The following is a 17053-nucleotide window of genomic DNA, read 5'->3' on the forward strand; positions in this document are numbered from 1 at the left end:
GATGATAATGGCTTTGGTACTACAAAGGAGAATATGAATGTTATTAGTGAAAAATGGTCGAGTATTGGATCCGCAATCTGGTTTAGACAAGGTTTGCGACATCTTGATGGACGGAAGTAAGATTGTTAAGATTGCGGAGTCGATTTCAGAAGATGTTGAACAAGAAGTGATTGATGCGACAGGATTAGTCGTTGCTCCTGGTTTGGTCGATGTTCATGTGCATTTTCGGGAGCCAGGTCAGACCCATAAAGAAGATATTCATACAGGAGCTCTTTCTGCAGCAGCGGGTGGTTTTACTTCTGTTGTCATGATGGCTAACACTAATCCGACGATTTCAAATGTTGAAACCTTAAAAGAAGTATTGGATTCCGCTAAAAAAGAAGCTATTCACATTTATAGTGTGGCAACCATTACAGATCATTTCGATGGGCAAAATCTGACTGATTTTCCTGCTTTGCTAGAAGCTGGAGCGGTGGCCTTTTCGGACGACGGTATTCCTTTGACAAATGCTGGCGTGGTTAGAAAAGCTATGAAATTAGCCAAAGAGCAAGGCTGTCTCATCAGTCTGCATGAAGAAGACCCTGACCTGAATGGTGTCTTGGGACTCAACGAGCAAGTAGCTGAAAAACATTTTCATGTTTGTGGAGCAACTGGCGTAGCAGAATACAGCATGGTCGCTCGCGATGTCATGATTGCCTATGAAACGGGTGCGCGTGTTCATATCCAGCATCTATCCAAAGCCGAGTCGGTCAAGGTGGTTGAATTTGTTCAAGGTCTCGGAGCAAATGTTACAGCAGAAGTAGCACCCCAACATTTTTCACGAACAGAAGAATTACTTCTAACAAAAGGTGCCAATGCTAAAATGAATCCGCCACTACGATTAGAAAGTGATCGCTTGGCTGTGATTGATGGGTTGAAATCTGGTGTTATCTCTGTCATTGCGACGGACCATGCACCTCATCACGCAGATGAGAAAAATGTAGAGGACCTTACGCAAGCTCCTTCAGGAATGACAGGCTTGGAAACCTCGCTTTCACTTGGTTTGACGCATCTGGTGGAAGAAGGGCATCTGACACTCGTGCAATTGTTGGAGAAAATGACTATTAATCCAGCCGAGCTCTATGGTCTTGATGCTGGCTATCTTGCTGAAAATGGCCCAGCTGATCTTGTTATTTTTGACCCAAATGCAAATCGGTTGGTCACAGCGGATTTTGCCTCGAAGTCTGCTAATTCTCCGTTTGTTGGTGATAGTCTGAAAGGACAGGTCCTTTACACCATTGCAAATGGACAAATAGTATTTGGTAAATAGGAAATGAGCGGATTAGATAGCTAATTCGCTTATTTCGAACTATTTTTGCATGTAAGCGATTTTAATGTTTTTGTTTTTTGATAAAAAGTGTATAATAGAGATATAAAAAATGCCGAAGAAAGGTCTATTTATGAAAAAGAAAAAAATCTTGTTGCCTGTAATGTCCACACTCTTGTTGGCTCCATTTGTTTTAGCTCAACAAGTACAAGCTGCTGAGACAACGACTGCAGCTACGACAACCAATCAGCCAGCAACGTCAGTTGAAAATGTAGCAACGGAGGAAACTGTTGTTCCTGCTGCGGAAGAAACAGTAGAGGCAGTTATTATCCACACAAACGACGTTCACGGTCGCATTCTTGAAGAAAAGAATGTCATCGGTGACGCTAAGGCTGCGGCAGTCATTGAAGAAGAACGTGCCAAAGTAGAAAATACAATTGTAGTAGATGCTGGTGATGCCTTCCAAGGACTTCCAATTTCCAACTCTACAAAAGGTGAAGACCGCGCCAATATCATGAACCAAGTCGGCTATGATGCAATGGCTGTTGGTAACCATGAATTTGACTTTGGGATGGATCAAGCAATCAAGTACAAGGAAACTTTGAACTTCCCGCTATTGAGTGCTAACACTTACGTTAATGGCGCTCGTGTTTTTGAAGCTTCAACTATCGTCGATAAAACTCCAACTGTTGTAGGTGATGAATTTGTAGTTATCGGTGTAACAACACCTGAAACTGCTACAAAAACCCATCCGAAAAATGTTGAGGGAGTAACGTTTACCGACCCAGTCACAGAAGTCAATAAAGTGATTGACGAAGTGGAAGCGCGTGCTCTAGCAGATAATCGTGTTTACAAGAACTATATCATTCTAGCTCACCTAGGTGTCGATTCTACAACACCTGTTGAATGGAGAGGCTCAACTCTTGCTGAAGCACTTTCTAAAAATAGTAAATTAGCTGGTAAACGTGTTATTGTTATTGATGGTCATTCCCACACGGTAGAAGCGACTACCTATGGAGATAACGTTACTTATAATCAAACAGGCTCTTACTTGAACAATATTGGTAAAGTAACCTTGAAATCCGATAAATTATTGGGTGAAGCTAGTTTGATTTCTGCTGAGGATACTAAGAACGTGACGCCAAATGCTAAAATCGCAGCCTTGGTTGATGAAATTAAAGCAAAATATGAAGCTGAAAATGCTCAAGTAGTTATTGAAAATAACCCAGTGGAATTAAACGGAGACCGCTCAAACGTGCGTGTTCGTGAAACCAACTTGGGGAATGCAGTGACGGATGCGATTTATGCCTATGGTCAAACAGGATTTTCAAACAAAACTAGCCTTGCTGTGACTAACGGTGGTGGTCTACGTGCAACAATTGCTAAAGATCAGCCTGTTACAAAAGGTGATATTATTGCAGTCTTGCCATTTGGTAACATTGTTTCTCAAATCACTGTGACTGGTCAGCAAATTTATGATATGTTTACCAAATCTTTATCATCTACATTGCAAGTGAATCCAGAAACTGGCGAGATGCTTTTAGATGAAAATGGTATGCCGCTCTTTGAAGCTAGTGGTGGATTCCTACACATTTCAGGAGCAAATGTATTCTACGATCCAACTCTTCCTGTAGAAGAACGTGTTCTTCTTATCGGTATTCTTAATCCAGAGACTGGCGAATATGACGCCTTGGATCTTGAAAAAACGTACTATTTAGCAACAAATGACTTCCTTGCTGCTGGTGGTGATGGCTACACAATGCTTGGCGGAGCACGTGAAGAAGGTCCTTCAATGGACAGCGTCTTTGCTGAATACCTAAAGACAGCTGACTTATCAGCTTATGAGGTTGTCAACCCATATTCACGTATCATTCCTGTAAATTCAAGCATTGATACGGATGAAGATGGCTCCCCAGACTTTATCGAAATTTTATTGGATACTGATCCAGAAAATCCAGCCTCAAATCCAGATTCACCATCTAATCAAGTACAAAATACTTCAGCAACGGACAAGAAGACCCCAGTTGATTCTCCGAAAGTAGGAGATAAAAAACCAGAAGTAGCAAGTCCAGTAAAAACTACAAAAGCAGGAGTCTTGCCAAATACTGGTGACCAGATGAATCTGACGCTCAGCCTGTTTGGTTTAGGTCTTGCAGGACTGGCCATGGCAGTAGGTCGTAGAAAAGAAAATTAATCAATCATCTGAAAACAGGGTCTTCGGACTCTGTTTTTGACTGGAGGAAGTTTGAAAAAGATAACTGTTAATTGACTTATTGTTTATCCCAATTTTTGGCACACTGAAAAGAGGTCTTGAAACCTGATTTTTAAAATTAAGCTACATTGAAACCATGTTGTTGTGCAAAACGAATGGCATCTTTTATAGACATTGTCTTATTTGGATTTCTGACTTCCGTTATGCCTTGTAAGGTAGGATTGTAATTTTCTTTTTTTAGAAGGACTTGGTAAATAGCTACTAAAAGTTTGCGATAGATAGCGATAATCGCCTTTCCATGCCCACGCCGCTTCTTGAGTTTAAGGTATTTATTTCGCAACTCAGGATGCTTCTCTGATTTGACAACGGCGTTAGCAGTTTGGACAAGAAATGGTTTGAGATATCTCCCACCTTTGGAAATACGAGTGGAGTATTTCTTTCCAGCACTTTCATTGTTTACAGGAACTAAACCAGCCCAAGAACAGAGCATTCCAGCAGATTCAAAAACAGTCATATCTGCTCCAATTTCAGAAATGATTCGAAGAGCAGAGAGTTCTTTCTTAAAACCAGGAACGGTTTGAATGAACTTCACCTGTTCTTGGTATTCTTTTCCTAGTTCGTGAATCATCTGTTCTAAGTCCTCTTTACAAATAGCTAGGGCATCGTAATAGGCTTTGATAATCCTGATTTTTTCAGCTTGTTCGGGTGTCAAATCTCCCTCAATTGAGGCTTCTAAGTCTTGAAGTTTATCCTTCATTCTCTTGTGAACTAGCTGCTCTATATTAGGTTTGTCTTCCGAATTGTCAAGGATGCTCTTGATAATGGCTTGAGCACTTTTTCCGAAAACATCGGAAACGACACTTGCAATCTGGATGTTAGACCACGTGAGACAATTTTGATACCGATTTTTCTCGCTAACCTGAAGTTGCGTGAGCTTCGTGTGGTAGCGAAAGAGGTCCCGAAGTTGCCTGATTTTGAGCGGAGGTATGAAGCTAGAAGCGACTAAATCATGTTTGAAGAGGTCGGCAATCCATTGTGCGTCCTTCTTGTCAGTCTTCTTCCCACGAATCGCTTTTACATACTTGGGGTGAGCCAAGCAGATGTTACAGGCGTTTTCTAAGATATTGAAGACAGGAATCCAGTATTTACCAGTAGATTCCATACAGACATCAAAGCAGGAATAGTATTCCAGCCAGTCTCGTAGCTGAGTTAGTCCATTTGTAAAGGTTGAGAAACGCTTACGATGGTAGCTCGTGATGCCCTGTTTGTCGGTGATGGCAACAACCGCTACGATGAAGGTTTTATGCACATCAATGCCACAACAATTGGGGTAAATGATTTTTAACATGAGGGGTCTCCCTTCGCCAAATTTGAGAAGAGCCTATCCCTTGACTGCCCATCCCTTTCACAAACGAGTTGCTTATCCAATTATAAGTTTACGTGCTTACTATCACAATTTAGTTGTGTTTGATGGGATGAGCCACACCTATAAACATACGAGGTAGTAGCTGAACTACTCACTTACTCTCCTCCACGTGATTTGTAGTAGTGATAGGTCTTCTCACTTTAATTATAGTCCAAAATAAAGAGTACAGCACTTTTTCATTCAGTGTTGTGCCTTGAGTGAAACGAAAGGAATGAATTATAAACATGCAAACTGTATTTCAATATCAAAAAGAGGGGGATCGTGAGCAGATTAGTTCTTACGTTCTGCTTAGCAACTCCCCGCGTCGTAAACAATTATTGGAATTTTTACAACCACAAATCGCATCAGTTGAAGTGGATGAGCGTGGTATCGAAGAACATTTTATGAAACAATTCGCTACAGATGATTTTCTCACTCGAGCTGCAAAAACCTGTTGTGAAATTTCCAAAGCCAAATCGGACATAGATTTGGTAACTGGTCATCTCTACATTTCTGCGGATACAATCGTCGTGTCAGATGGGCAAATTTTTAACAAGCCTCAAGATTTGGCAGAAGCTGAAACCATGTTACGTTCCTATTTTGGAAAGAGTCATCACGTTGTAACATCTGTCTGCCTACGGACAAGACACTCACTGGATGTTTTTTATACGGTTGCACAGATTGATTTTGTCGACTATTATCCAGCCCTTGAAGAGGTTATTCAATCATATATCCGTGAAAAGCAGCCACTCGACAAGGCAGGTGCATACGGTATTCAGGAGCTGGATCCACGCTTTGTGGCAGGTATTTCTGGGGATATTCACACCATTATTGGTTTACCTGTAGCCGAAGTTTCCCGCAGGATTTTTTCTGAAGAAGGTTTTGAAAAATAGCAGAGCTCAATAGCTAGTTTGTGGTATAATAGTGGTCGAAAAGGAGAGTTTATGACCGTCGACATTGAAAGATACAAGCAATTGGCCCAGCAGAAGCAAGGAGAACATCGAAAATTTCTAGCAAATTTGAAGAAAAAAGCACCTAAAAATTTGGATAGAATTGTTCAAGATATTCATGCCGAAGTATTTTCTGAAATCGACTGTACAGAGTGTGCCAACTGTTGTAAAACGTTGGGACCACTCTTTACAGAAGCAGATATTACCCGAATTGCCAAGTATTTGCGCATGAAACTTCCAGTTTTTGAGGATATGTATTTGCGTGTGGATGAGGACGGAGATAAGGTATTTCAATCCATGCCCTGTCCCTTTCTTGGAGGCGATAATCTATGTAGTATCTATGATGCTCGTCCCAAAGCCTGTCGAGAATTTCCGCATACTGACCGCAAGAAGATTTATCAAATCAACAATTTAACAATAAAAAATACTCTGATTTGTCCCGCAGCCTATCTCTTTGTCGAAAAGTTACGGGAGAGAATTTAAGAGGAACAAGTAAGACAAAATATTGATTTTCTGCTATAATAATAAAAAAACAAGCCGTTTTTACGGCTTTTTTCAATGAATCATATTTAGGAGGACCCCATGGCAATTATTCAATGGTTTCCGGGCCACATGTCAAAAGCTCGCAGGCAGGTGCAGGATAACATCAAGCACGTTGATTTCGTGACCATTTTGGTCGATGCTCGCCTGCCCCTATCTAGCCAAAACCCCATGCTGACCAAGATTGTCGGCGACAAGCCCAAGCTCATGATTCTCAACAAGGTCGACTTAGCAGACCCAGTTCGTACAAAAGAATGGCAGAGCTACTTTGAAAGTCAAGGCATCCGTACCCTTGCTATCAACTCAAAAGAGCAAGCGACGGTGAAAAAGGTGACCGACGCAGCCAAGAGTCTGATGAAAGACAAGATTGAACGTCTCCGCGAAAGAGGGATTCAAAAGGAGACCTTGCGGACCATGATTATCGGTATTCCAAACGCTGGAAAATCCACTCTCATGAATCGTCTGGCTGGAAAGAAAATTGCCGTTGTTGGCAACAAACCAGGTGTGACGAAAGGCCAACAGTGGCTCAAATCCAATAAAGACCTTGAAATCCTTGATACACCTGGGATACTCTGGCCTAAATTTGAGGACCAGGAAGTTGGACTTAAGTTGGCTCTGACAGGGGCTATCAAGGACCAACTCTTGCCCATGGACGAAGTCACCATTTTTGGTTTGGACTACTTCAAAGCCAACTACCCAGAACGTCTACAAGAGCGGTTCAAGGGCATGGATTTGGAGCAGGAAACACCTGAACTTATAATGGACTGGACCAAGAAATTGGGCTTCCGTGATGATTATGACCGTTTCTACAATCTCTTTGTCAAGGACATTCGGGACGGTCGCTTGGGTACTTATACATTAGACAGGGTGAGTGACTTAGATGGCAACGATTAAGGAAGTAACTGCTCTGCTGGCTCAGGTGGACAGTCTAGACAGCCCTGTCTGGGTGGAACTATCTCAGGATGAGCGAGCAGGGGTCCAGACTGCTATCAAGAAACGCCGTAAGGAGCTGGAAAAAGAAGCAGCAGAAGATGCTCGCTTAGAAGCTATGCTATCTTACGAAAAAGCTCTTTATGAAAATGGGGTGGAGTTCATCGCTGGTATCGACGAAGTCGGCCGAGGGCCTCTAGCAGGTCCTGTGGTGGCAGCGGCGGTCATCTTGCCCAAAGGGTGCAAAATCCGCTACCTCAACGACTCTAAGAAAATCCCTAAGTCCAAGCATGAAGCCATCTACCAAGAAGTCATGGAGCGAGCGGTGGCAGTCGGTGTGGGAATAAAAGATGCAGCTGTCATCGACCAGGTCAATATCTACGAGGCGACCAAGTTAGCCATGTTGGAGGCTTTGGAGAAATTAAGCCAGAAACCTGACCACCTGCTCATCGATGCTATGAAGTTGGACACGCCCATACCGCAAACTTCCATCATCAAGGGAGATGCCAATAGCCTATCTATCGCAGCTGCCTCTATCGTTGCCAAGGTGACGCGGGATAAGATGATGGCGGACTATGACAAGGAGTTTTCTGGCTATGGTTTTGCCAAGAATGCAGGTTACGGAACAGCAGAACACTTAGAAGGCTTGAATAAGCTGGGCATTACGCCCATTCACCGAAAGACCTTTGAGCCGATTAAATCTATGCTAGCAGGAGGAAACTAGTCTTGACAGTCTTTTTCTGGTTATTTTTAGCGGCTATCGGTCTATTTGCTCTCGTCTATTTCTGGGAGCGGCGGTCGATTTTTATCTCCCTATTTGTCTTGAACATCCTGGTCTGGGCTTTGGCTTGGATTGTTTCAACAGGTATTTTAGAAACGAATGAAATCTTGCGGTTATTGGCAATCGCTCTGGCAATGGTATTGGCACTAGCCTTCTTAAGTGGTCCATTTGTCTTGCTTTTCACACTTTATCTAAATGGTTTTCGGATTTTGAAGCGAGAAGGTGTGCGCTTCCATAACTTTTTATCTTTAGGATTGGCTATCGGCTTAACTTTTTATCTCTTTATCGCACCGTCTGTAGCAAGCACCCTTTCTGGTATCAGTTTTTTCAATATGGTGTTTGTCTATGTTGGATTTTTAGTGTCCTATGCCATTATCATCAGCATGCTTTATACGACATCTAGCTTTGTCAACTTGGTTAATCTTTTCCCTGGAAAGCTTGATTATGTAGTGGTCTTGGGAGCAGGTCTGATTGGTGACAAGGTGACGCCACTTTTGGCTTCGCGGATTGACAAAGGCATAGCGATTTACCAGAAACAGCCTGGCAGTAAGCTCATCATGTCAGGCGGACAAGGTCCTGATGAACTCATAGCTGAAGGTCAAGCTATGGCAAATTATGCCTTGGAGAAAGGAGTGCCTGCTGAAGACATTCTCATCGAAAATCAATCGACCAACACAGAAGAAAACTTGAAATTTTCCTATGCCCTGATGAAACCTGGCAGTCGATTTGCACTTGTAACCAATTACTATCACGTTTTCAGAGCTCTGCTATTGGCCCGACAATTGAAAATCAAATGTATCGGCTATGGCGCCAAAACCAAATTTTACTTTAGCCTTAATGCCTTCATTCGGGAATTTGTAGGCTATGTAGTCATGAGCCGAAAGGTGCATTTGGTGTTTTTGGGCATCGTGTCAGTTCTTTATCTGCTTGGTATGATCATCAGTTTAATGTAGTAAAAACAGCCTCTAGTTTTCTAGAAGCTGTTTTCTTATAGCATAAAGTAGACAATGGCGATGTACTGCAGTGCTGAAGCCAATAGGATAAAGAGATGCCAAATCATGTGGAAGTAGGGCTTTTTCTTGGCGTAGAAGAGGGCTCCAATAGTATAAGACAAGCCACCAGCCAGCATCAAAATTCCGAAAATAAGTCCAGTTTTTTGAAGAATGGCTGGCAGGATAAAGACCACCAACCAGCCCATAAAGAGATAGAGGAAGAGGCTGAATTTTTCGTTTATTTTTTTAGCAAAAATTTTATAGAGTATACCGAAAATAGTCAATCCCCACTGCAAACCAACAATCAGATAGCCCAGCCAACCACCGACTAAGGATAGGGCAACAGGTGTGTAGCTCCCAGCGATAGCGATGTAAATCATACTATGGTCGATTATGCGCAGAATGTACTTATGCATGGAATCATAGGGCATAGAATGATAGATTGAAGAAGAAATAAACATGAGGAATAGACTGATAACAAAGATAGACATGCCGACCACCGCTGTCATGTTATAGTCTTGAAAAGAATGAATAGCAGTAATAGGGAGTAAAATCAGCATAAGCAAGGCCCCTACTGCATGTGTCACACTATTTGCGACTTCTTCACCAAATGAAAGTTTTAGACTTAATTTCAAACTAGGATTCATGGTGACTCCTTTCTAACTCCATAGTGAGTTGACGGGTTTTGTAGTAGAGTTTGACGGATTGACAAGCGTAGCGAATGATGTCAGGCGTTTCTTCATTTTCCTCGTTTCGCATGCAGTCAACAAAATGATTGTATAAGGTTTCTGAATTGCTATATTGAAGAAGAAGATGTAAGGTCTGACTGATTTCTTGAATGGAAAAGACATTTTTTAAGATAGTCAAGGCAATCAAGCGGGCAACTTGCTGTTTTTGGTATTTTTTCTTAACAGGTTTTTCGAGCTGCTTGTGCTTGACATAGTTGTTTATCATGGCAGCCGTTAATACTCTTCGAAAATCAACATTATCAGTTGTCAACTTGCCTTGATGAACCCCAGTTCTATCATCGGCTTCGTTTCCTAGGCTACTGTTGATTTTCATTGAGTATAAACTCTTCTGTTCAAGGCTTTCCTGAGAATTGACTACTTGATTAACATAGAGCAGAACTTGGTCTAAATAGAGGTCCAAGTCTGGCAGTTCATGCCAGTAGGGGATGGTTTGTTTCATGATTATCTACTCTCTTTTATCTAGTAATGATAACTAGATTATATAATTTTTAAAAAATAAAGTAAAGAAAAAGGATGCTTCCTTTCCGAAATACCCTTATTTCACAATCAATCCGTCCCAAGCATCCATGCCACCTGCAATATCATTTGCCTTAAATCCCTTAGATGACAGGATTTCTCTGGCCAGCTTGCTACGTTTTCCGCTCTTACAGATGAGGAGATAGTGTTGGTCGACTGGTCCATCAAATGCGGCAATCCGATCCATGGGACAATTAATAGCACCACCAATATGACCAACTGAATATTCTTCTGGGTCACGAACATCTAGCAATTGCACCGATTCAGTTTGTATCAACTCAATCAATTCTGCAGCAGTCAAAGTTATAGTTTGTTCATGTTTTTCTTGCATGATTCCCTCTTTCGTTGGTTTAAATTAATAAGAACAATACCAAATCTTAGCTGGACTTGTCAAGAAAGATTGACTTTTAGAATAAGAAATCCTATGATATGTATTAAGAAGAAAAAAGGAGTAGGGGTATGCCAACAGAAAAAGAAAAGATGATAGCTGGGCAATTTTATATGGCAGCAGATGCTGAATTGAGAGAGATGCGAACCTTTGCCCGCCAACAGATGAAAAAATTTAACGAAGAACTAGATGGACAAGCCCGCTCTGAGCGATTGAAAAACTGGCTTGGAGCTACAGGTGAGCGGATTTACATGGAGCCAAATTTCTACTGTGATTACGGTAGCAATATTCATGTTGGTGAGGATTTTTACGCAAATTTCAACTGTACCATGTTGGATGTTTGTCCCATTACCATTGGGAAAAATGCCATGCTTGGTCCCAATGTACAGTTGCTAACTCCACTTCATCCACTAGATCCTGATGAACGAAATTCTGGTTTGGAATATGGCTCTCCCATTACCATTGGCGATAATTTCTGGGCTGGCGGTGGCGCCATTATCTTACCAGGCGTGACCTTGGGCAACAATGTGGTTGTTGGTGCTGGTTCAGTTGTGACCAAGTCTTTTGGTGATAATGTCGTTTTGGCTGGCAATCCTGCGCGTGTTATCAAAGAAATACCTAAAAAATAATTCTTCCTCGGGAGAATTTTTTCTTTGCCTTGCGAATAGACTAGATGAGGTGAAGAAAATGAATAATTTTGAATTGTTTAAATGGAAAAAAGCAGGTTTGACCAATCTTAATGTGAATAAAGTTTTGGCCTATCAAGAAAAACACGGAAAAAAATTGACCTTGCGAAATGTCGCTGTAGTGTCTGAATGTAAAAATCCAGTGCTATTTATGGAAAATTATAAGAATCTAGATACAAAAGCCTGTCGCGAGGAATTTAATAAGTATCCATCATTTTCAATTTTGGATGACATTTATCCTTTGGCACTGAAACAGATTTACAATCCGCCTGTCCTTTTGTTTTATCAAGGGGATTTAGAATTGCTGGAAAAATCAAAGCTGGCAGTTGTTGGTACCCGAAATGCCAGCAAGAATGGCATTCAGTCAGTTCAAAAGATTATCAAGGAACTCAATAACCGCTTTGTCATTGTTAGTGGTTTGGCGAGAGGAATTGATACGGCTGCCCACATCGCCAGTTTGAAAAATGGAGGCCAAACCATTGCTGTAATTGGAACAGGTTTGGATAAGGTCTACCCGAAAGAAAACAAAGACTTGCAGACCTACATTGGCAAACACCATTTGGTGCTGACAGAGTATGAACCGGGTGCCCAGCCACTCAAATACCATTTCCCAGAACGGAATCGGATTATCGCTGGTTTGGTAGAAGGTTTGGTGGTTTGTGAGGCAAAAATGCGGTCTGGTAGCTTGATTACCTGCGAACGTGCCTTGGAAGAAGGAAGAGAAGTTTATGCCATTCCAGGATCTATTTTAGATGGAAAATCAGATGGCTGTCATCATTTGATTCAAGAAGGCGCAAAGTGCATCACATCAGGTTTGGACATCCTTTCGGACTATCAATTTTAAAATAAGTTTTCCTATAGGAAAATAAAAATCTTGACACTGATTAAAAAATAGTATATTCTTTGTGAGGTTAAAAATAATTGTAAGGTATAAGAATGGCTACAAAATCAGTAACTAAGAAAAAAACAGCAACCAAGAAGAATCTTGTCATTGTGGAATCGCCCGCCAAGGCCAAAACGATTGAGAAGTATCTTGGTAAAAATTATAAGGTTGTTGCCTCAGTTGGTCATATTCGTGATTTGAAGAAATCTAGTATGTCTATTGACTTTGGTAACAACTATGCACCTGAGTACATCAACATCCGTGGAAAAGGACCACTCATCAATTCTTTGAAAAAAGAAGCAAAAAATGCTAAGCAAGTCTTTCTCGCGAGTGACCCGGACCGCGAAGGAGAAGCAATTTCTTGGCATTTGGCTCACATTTTGGGATTGGACGCAAACGATAAAAACCGTGTTGTCTTTAATGAAATTACAAAAGATGCAGTAAAAAATGCCTTTCAGGAGCCACGTGCTATTAACCTAGACTTGGTAGATGCCCAGCAAGCTCGTCGCGTCTTAGACCGTATTGTAGGGTACTCCATATCACCTATTTTATGGAAGAAAGTCAAAAAAGGTCTGTCAGCAGGACGTGTTCAATCGGTTGCTCTCAAATTAATAATCGACCGTGAAAATGAAATCAGCAATTTCAAACCAGAAGAATATTGGACAATTGATGCAACCTTCAAAAAAGGGAGCAAGAAATTCCAGGCTTCATTCTACGGTATAGATGGAAAGAAAACTAAAATTGAAAACAATGAGCAGGTTAAAGAAATTCTCGCCCGACTTGATGGGGATGATTTCTTAGTAGAACAGGTTGAGCGTAAGGAACGCAAACGAAATGCACCTCTGCCTTACACAACTTCTACTATGCAGATGGATGCGGCTAATAAAATCAATTTCCGTACTCGTAAAACCATGATGGTTGCCCAACAACTTTATGAGGGTGTTAGTCTTGGTACAGGTGGTACCCAAGGTTTGATCACCTATATGCGTACGGATTCAACACGTATTAGCCCTGTTGCACAAGCACAAGCTGCTGACTTTATCACGGAGCGTTTTGGTGCTACCTATTCAAAGCATGGTAATAAAGTAAAAAATGCCAGTGGTGCACAAGATGCCCACGAAGCTATTCGTCCCTCAAATGTTAACTTAACACCTGAATCAATTGCGAAATATCTGGACAAGGACCAGTTGCGACTATATACACTGATTTGGAATCGTTTTGTCGCAAGTCAGATGGCTGCAGCAGTTTTTGATACCATGAGTGTTCGTTTGGGTCAAAATGGTATTGTCTTTGCTGCTAATGGTAGCCAAGTAAAATTTGATGGTTATATGGCTGTCTATAACGACGCTGATAAAAATAAAATGTTGCCAGATATGGAACAAGGTGACACGGTGGTGCGCGCGTCAACAAATCCAGAACAACACTTTACTCAGCCACCAGCTCGCTACTCTGAAGCAACCTTAATTAAAACATTAGAGGAGAATGGTGTAGGTCGCCCGTCAACCTATGCCCCAACGATTGAAACCATTCAAAAACGCTATTATGTTAAGCTTGCTGCTAAGCGATTTGAACCAACTGAACTCGGAGAAATCGTTAATAAGCTGATTGTTGAATTTTTCCCAGATATTGTCAATGTCAAATTTACAGCCGATATGGAACAAAAATTGGATGATGTAGAAATCGGGAAAGAGCAGTGGCAGAAGGTCATTGACGGTTTCTATCAGCCATTCAAGGTAGAATTATCTAAGGCAGAAGAACAGATGGAAAAAATCCAAATTAAGGATGAACCAGCCGGCTTTGACTGTGATGTTTGTGGACATGAAATGGTTATTAAATTAGGACGTTTTGGGAAATTCTATGCTTGTAGTAATTTCCCAGACTGTCGCAATACCAAGCAAATCACTAAAGAAATCGGTGTGACTTGTCCAGTTTGCCAAAAAGGGCAAGTGATTGAACGCAAGAGTAAACGCAATCGTCTTTTCTATGGTTGCGATCGCTACCCAGAGTGTGAATTTACTTCTTGGGACAAGCCAGTCGGGCGTTCTTGTCCGAAATGCGACCACTATCTCGTTGAGAAAAAAGTTCGTGGTGGTGGTAAACAAGTTGTCTGTCCAAATGGTGACTACGAAGAAGACAAGATTAAATAAGATTAAACTGCTATTCTCAAGGGAATGGCAGTTGTTTTTTAGAGTCATGTTTAGTTTATCTTAGCTTACTTCGACAAGCGAGGAAACTTCGTTTCCTTATTTTCAACTTTAAACGAGGCTGGTCAAAAAATTCAAAGTCACTTCTCAGTGCAGTGGTTGATTGGGTTTAACAGGCCAGTGGAGTGAAACTGTTCAGTGAACTGTTTCAGCCTGAGCTTAGAAATGAAAAAATCGAGGTAAAAAGGTTGGAGATAAGATTTGCGAAGCAAATCACAGCAATTCGTGTTTCACATTCCAAGTCTGACCTCTACAACTAAAACGAACTAAACGGCAATACTGCTTGAAAAAATGTTTAAAAAATTAAAAAAATAGGAGAAAAGTCTTGCATTATTGAAAATACTGTGTTATGATAATTGAGGTTTGAAAAAAACTGACCTAAGACAGTAGGGGAGCTGGACTCATAAACATCCTACCGAGGCACAAAACGATTATTGAGATAAACGTATTTGTACTTTCGTGTCTAGGTTTAGGTGCGATTTTTTTGTGCCTAGCCCAAAATAAAAACGGAGGTAAAAAAATGAGTGAAGCTATTATCGCTAAAAAAGCGGAATTAGTAAATGCTGTTGCTGAGCAAATGAAAGCTGCAACCTCTATCGTTGTTGTAGACGCTCGTGGTTTGACAGTAGAACAAGATACAGTTCTTCGTCGTAACTTGCGTGGTGCAGAAGTTGAGTACAAAGTTATCAAAAACTCAATCTTGCGTCGTGCTGCTGAGCAAGCTGGTCTTGAAGGTCTTGCAGAATTGTTTGTAGGTCCATCTGCAGTTGCATTCTCAAACGATGCAGTTGCTCCAGCTAAAACAATTTACGATTTCGCGAAAACTGCTGATGCTCTTGAAATCAAAGGTGGAGCTGTAGAAGGTAAAGTTTCTTCTAAAGAAGAAATCGAAGCACTTGCTACATTGCCAAACCGCGAAGGCATGCTTTCTATGTTGCTTTCTGTACTTCAAGCGCCAGTTCGCAACGTTGCATATGCTGTCAAAGCTGTTGCAGAAAAAGAAGACGCGGCTTAATGCGTCAGAGCGTAGCTGCTTAGTGCTACAAACTATTTAAAAACCTAAATTGGAGGAAAATCACAATGGCATTGAACATTGAAAACATTATTGCTGAAATTAAAGAAGCTACTATCCTTGAGCTTAACGACCTTGTTAAAGCTATCGAAGAAGAATTTGGTGTAACTGCGGCTGCTCCTGTAGCTGTTGCTGCAGCTGGTGGTGCTGCTGAAGAAGCTAAAGACTCATTCGACGTTGAATTGACATCTGCTGGCGACAAAAAAGTTGGCGTTATCAAAGTTGTACGTGAAATCACTGGTCTTGGTCTTAAAGAAGCTAAAGAGCTTGTTGACGGTGCACCAGCTATGGTTAAAGAAGGCGTTGCAACTGCAGAAGCTGAAGAAATCAAAGCTAAATTGGAAGAAGCAGGCGCTTCAGTTACTCTTAAATAATAGAGTTTCCAATCAAAATAAAAACCTATCACCTGATGTGGTAGGTTTTTTTGTTCTATTATTGCAAACGTTTTCGTTGTGGGGTATAATATAAAAAATGCTGTCTAAAGATTGGGAGAAAGACATGAAAAGTTACAAAAACTATATCTTCGATTTTTATGGTACATTGGTTGACATTCGTACAGATGAGAATAAACTAGAGGTCTGGAATCAGCTAACACAGATTTACAATGCTTTTGGTTGTTCCTATCGACCGCGCCAGTTGAAAAATGCCTATCATCGTTTTGTAGAAGAGGCAGAGAGATCTCTCGCGGAAACAGTGAGTTATCAGTATGTCGAAATTGATTTAGAAACAATCTTCATTCGCCTATTAACGGATGCACCAAATGAAAACCAAAGTACCAATAAGCCGACTGATTTAGAGACTTTTGGGCAAGTAGCAGCCACGATTTTCCGCGTGCTTTCACGTGAAAAGTTAGAAGCTTATGAAAATACCCTAACTAGTCTACAGACATTAAAGGACAGAGAAGTGCGATTATTTATTCTCTCCAATGCTCAACGAATTTTTACTCAACCAGAAATAGAAATAACAGGTTGTGCTGATTTGATGGAAAAAATTTATATCTCTTCTGACTTTAAGATGAAGAAGCCTGAACCAGCATTTCTTCAACTGGTTTTAGAGGAAAATAATCTTGATGTTGAGGAAACGGTTATGGTTGGTAATGATTTGACATCCGATATAGCTATTGCTCATGAATTGGGAATGGATTCCATTTTGCTGAATACTTTCCCGTATAGTCAGGAAGAAATCGACTCTTATAGGAGACTTGGTTGGAATTTTGAGGTTGTTGGAGATATAGCGGAGCTATTGTAAATAAGCGATAGAACAGCAAAGAATATACATAAAATATATTATGTAAAAAGGCGAAACTACTTTCATTTCAATGAAGGTAGTTTTGTCTTTTCTAGCCATTTTCTGGTATACTAGATAGGTATAAAATTTAGAAAGGTTCTGTTTTGGGGGATTCCCAAACAGTAGTCAGATATTCTGGCTAGAGGTATTAG

17 protein-coding genes and 1 other annotated feature are annotated in these 17053 nt (G+C 41.0%); of the genes, 13 read left to right on the top strand and 4 right to left on the bottom strand.

Translation table 11 applies throughout. The features are described from left to right. Positions 1 to 37: 37 nt before the first annotated feature. Positions 38 to 1309: a dihydroorotase gene (locus SST111_RS08015; protein ID WP_099810557.1), complete on the top strand. Its 1272-nt coding sequence runs from the start codon at positions 38 to 40 to the stop codon at positions 1307 to 1309. 130 nt (positions 1310 to 1439) lie between these two features. Then, on the top strand, positions 1440 to 3500 hold the full coding sequence (gene nt5e / locus SST111_RS08020) for a cell surface ecto-5'-nucleotidase Nt5e (RefSeq protein ID WP_180274043.1): 2061 nt from the start codon (positions 1440 to 1442) through the stop codon (positions 3498 to 3500). A 136-nt stretch (positions 3501 to 3636) separates the two neighbouring features. Here the strand turns inward: nt5e and SST111_RS08025 are convergent, their stop codons facing one another. Then, entirely contained in the window at positions 3637 to 4866 is a 1230-nt protein-coding gene (locus SST111_RS08025; protein WP_099810559.1) for an IS110 family transposase, read from the bottom strand. A 302-nt stretch (positions 4867 to 5168) separates the two neighbouring features. On the opposite strand from SST111_RS08025, the gene SST111_RS08030 reads away from it, so the two are divergent. The 5 genes from SST111_RS08030 to SST111_RS08050 all read left to right on the top strand — a co-directional run bounded on the left by SST111_RS08030 (position 5169) and on the right by SST111_RS08050 (position 9077). After that, positions 5169 to 5816: a Maf family protein gene (locus SST111_RS08030; RefSeq protein ID WP_099810560.1), complete on the top strand. Its 648-nt coding sequence runs from the start codon at positions 5169 to 5171 to the stop codon at positions 5814 to 5816. Positions 5817 to 5867: 51 nt separating this feature from the next. Then, positions 5868 to 6356 (top strand): YkgJ family cysteine cluster protein, encoded by a 489-nt coding sequence (locus SST111_RS08035; protein ID WP_024416230.1) that lies wholly within the window; start codon positions 5868 to 5870, stop codon positions 6354 to 6356. A 99-nt stretch (positions 6357 to 6455) separates the two neighbouring features. Next, complete coding sequence (gene ylqF / locus SST111_RS08040) at positions 6456 to 7307, top strand: ribosome biogenesis GTPase YlqF (RefSeq protein WP_099810561.1); 852 nt, start codon at positions 6456 to 6458, stop codon at positions 7305 to 7307. Beyond that, positions 7294 to 8067 carry a ribonuclease HII gene (locus SST111_RS08045; RefSeq protein ID WP_099810562.1) on the top strand — a complete coding sequence of 258 codons (774 nt, stop codon included), beginning with the start codon at positions 7294 to 7296 and terminating at the stop codon, positions 8065 to 8067. Before ylqF ends, SST111_RS08045 begins: the two co-directional genes overlap by 14 nt. A 2-nt stretch (positions 8068 to 8069) precedes the next feature. Then, on the top strand, positions 8070 to 9077 hold the full coding sequence (locus tag SST111_RS08050) for a YdcF family protein (protein ID WP_099810563.1): 1008 nt from the start codon (positions 8070 to 8072) through the stop codon (positions 9075 to 9077). Between the two features lie 35 nt (positions 9078 to 9112). Here the strand turns inward: SST111_RS08050 and trhA are convergent, their stop codons facing one another. The 3 genes from trhA to SST111_RS08065 form a co-directional block, all read right to left on the bottom strand. Continuing rightward, the gene (gene trhA, locus SST111_RS08055) at positions 9113 to 9763 is read right to left on the bottom strand and encodes a PAQR family membrane homeostasis protein TrhA (protein ID WP_099810564.1); all 651 of its coding nucleotides are present in this window, start codon (positions 9761 to 9763) and stop codon (positions 9113 to 9115) included. Beyond that, complete coding sequence (locus SST111_RS08060) at positions 9753 to 10304, bottom strand: DUF1836 domain-containing protein (protein ID WP_099810565.1); 552 nt, start codon at positions 10302 to 10304, stop codon at positions 9753 to 9755. The genes trhA and SST111_RS08060 overlap by 11 nt, the downstream gene beginning before the upstream one ends. Before the next feature lie 96 nt (positions 10305 to 10400). Beyond that, positions 10401 to 10712 carry a rhodanese-like domain-containing protein gene (locus tag SST111_RS08065; protein WP_099810566.1) on the bottom strand — a complete coding sequence of 104 codons (312 nt, stop codon included), beginning with the start codon at positions 10710 to 10712 and terminating at the stop codon, positions 10401 to 10403. Positions 10713 to 10840: 128 nt separating this feature from the next. Here SST111_RS08065 and SST111_RS08070 point away from each other — a divergent pair, with 128 nt between their 5' ends. From SST111_RS08070 to SST111_RS08095, 6 genes are all read left to right on the top strand, one after another. Next, the gene (locus tag SST111_RS08070; RefSeq protein WP_029172336.1) at positions 10841 to 11398 is read left to right on the top strand and encodes a sugar O-acetyltransferase; all 558 of its coding nucleotides are present in this window, start codon (positions 10841 to 10843) and stop codon (positions 11396 to 11398) included. A gap of 58 nt (positions 11399 to 11456) precedes the next feature. Beyond that, on the top strand, positions 11457 to 12299 hold the full coding sequence (dprA, locus tag SST111_RS08075) for a DNA-processing protein DprA (RefSeq protein ID WP_099810567.1): 843 nt from the start codon (positions 11457 to 11459) through the stop codon (positions 12297 to 12299). Between the two features lie 92 nt (positions 12300 to 12391). Then, positions 12392 to 14485, top strand: a complete 2094-nt coding sequence (topA, locus tag SST111_RS08080; RefSeq protein ID WP_099810568.1) for a type I DNA topoisomerase — start codon at positions 12392 to 12394, stop codon at positions 14483 to 14485. Between the two features lie 416 nt (positions 14486 to 14901). Then, positions 14902 to 15036: a sequence feature (ribosomal protein L10 leader region), on the top strand. A gap of 26 nt (positions 15037 to 15062) precedes the next feature. Next, positions 15063 to 15557 carry a 50S ribosomal protein L10 gene (gene rplJ / locus SST111_RS08085; RefSeq protein ID WP_002936486.1) on the top strand — a complete coding sequence of 165 codons (495 nt, stop codon included), beginning with the start codon at positions 15063 to 15065 and terminating at the stop codon, positions 15555 to 15557. Positions 15558 to 15622: 65 nt separating this feature from the next. Continuing rightward, a complete protein-coding gene (gene rplL / locus SST111_RS08090) occupies positions 15623 to 15988 on the top strand; it encodes a 50S ribosomal protein L7/L12 (protein ID WP_002936483.1) in 366 nt (121 codons plus the stop codon). Between the two features lie 124 nt (positions 15989 to 16112). Next, positions 16113 to 16862 (top strand): HAD family hydrolase, encoded by a 750-nt coding sequence (locus SST111_RS08095; protein ID WP_032510487.1) that lies wholly within the window; start codon positions 16113 to 16115, stop codon positions 16860 to 16862. The last annotated feature ends 191 nt before the right edge of the window (positions 16863 to 17053 follow it).

The organism is Streptococcus suis YS161 (assembly GCF_002760245.1).
GTDB classification, from domain to species: Bacteria; Bacillota; Bacilli; order Lactobacillales; family Streptococcaceae; genus Streptococcus; species Streptococcus suis_I.

Coding starts and splice junctions, on each gene's coding strand:
- SST111_RS08015 (WP_099810557.1), top strand. CDS start 38: ATGTTATTAGTGAAAAATGGTCGAGTATTGGATCCGCAATCTGGTTTA.
- nt5e (WP_180274043.1), top strand. CDS start 1,440: ATGAAAAAGAAAAAAATCTTGTTGCCTGTAATGTCCACACTCTTGTTG.
- SST111_RS08025 (WP_099810559.1), bottom strand. CDS start 4,866: ATGTTAAAAATCATTTACCCCAATTGTTGTGGCATTGATGTGCATAAA.
- SST111_RS08030 (WP_099810560.1), top strand. CDS start 5,169: ATGCAAACTGTATTTCAATATCAAAAAGAGGGGGATCGTGAGCAGATT.
- SST111_RS08035 (WP_024416230.1), top strand. CDS start 5,868: ATGACCGTCGACATTGAAAGATACAAGCAATTGGCCCAGCAGAAGCAA.
- ylqF (WP_099810561.1), top strand. CDS start 6,456: ATGGCAATTATTCAATGGTTTCCGGGCCACATGTCAAAAGCTCGCAGG.
- SST111_RS08045 (WP_099810562.1), top strand. CDS start 7,294: ATGGCAACGATTAAGGAAGTAACTGCTCTGCTGGCTCAGGTGGACAGT.
- trhA (WP_099810564.1), bottom strand. CDS start 9,763: ATGAATCCTAGTTTGAAATTAAGTCTAAAACTTTCATTTGGTGAAGAA.
- SST111_RS08060 (WP_099810565.1), bottom strand. CDS start 10,304: ATGAAACAAACCATCCCCTACTGGCATGAACTGCCAGACTTGGACCTC.
- SST111_RS08065 (WP_099810566.1), bottom strand. CDS start 10,712: ATGCAAGAAAAACATGAACAAACTATAACTTTGACTGCTGCAGAATTG.
- SST111_RS08070 (WP_029172336.1), top strand. CDS start 10,841: ATGCCAACAGAAAAAGAAAAGATGATAGCTGGGCAATTTTATATGGCA.
- dprA (WP_099810567.1), top strand. CDS start 11,457: ATGAATAATTTTGAATTGTTTAAATGGAAAAAAGCAGGTTTGACCAAT.
- topA (WP_099810568.1), top strand. CDS start 12,392: ATGGCTACAAAATCAGTAACTAAGAAAAAAACAGCAACCAAGAAGAAT.
- rplJ (WP_002936486.1), top strand. CDS start 15,063: ATGAGTGAAGCTATTATCGCTAAAAAAGCGGAATTAGTAAATGCTGTT.
- rplL (WP_002936483.1), top strand. CDS start 15,623: ATGGCATTGAACATTGAAAACATTATTGCTGAAATTAAAGAAGCTACT.
- SST111_RS08095 (WP_032510487.1), top strand. CDS start 16,113: ATGAAAAGTTACAAAAACTATATCTTCGATTTTTATGGTACATTGGTT.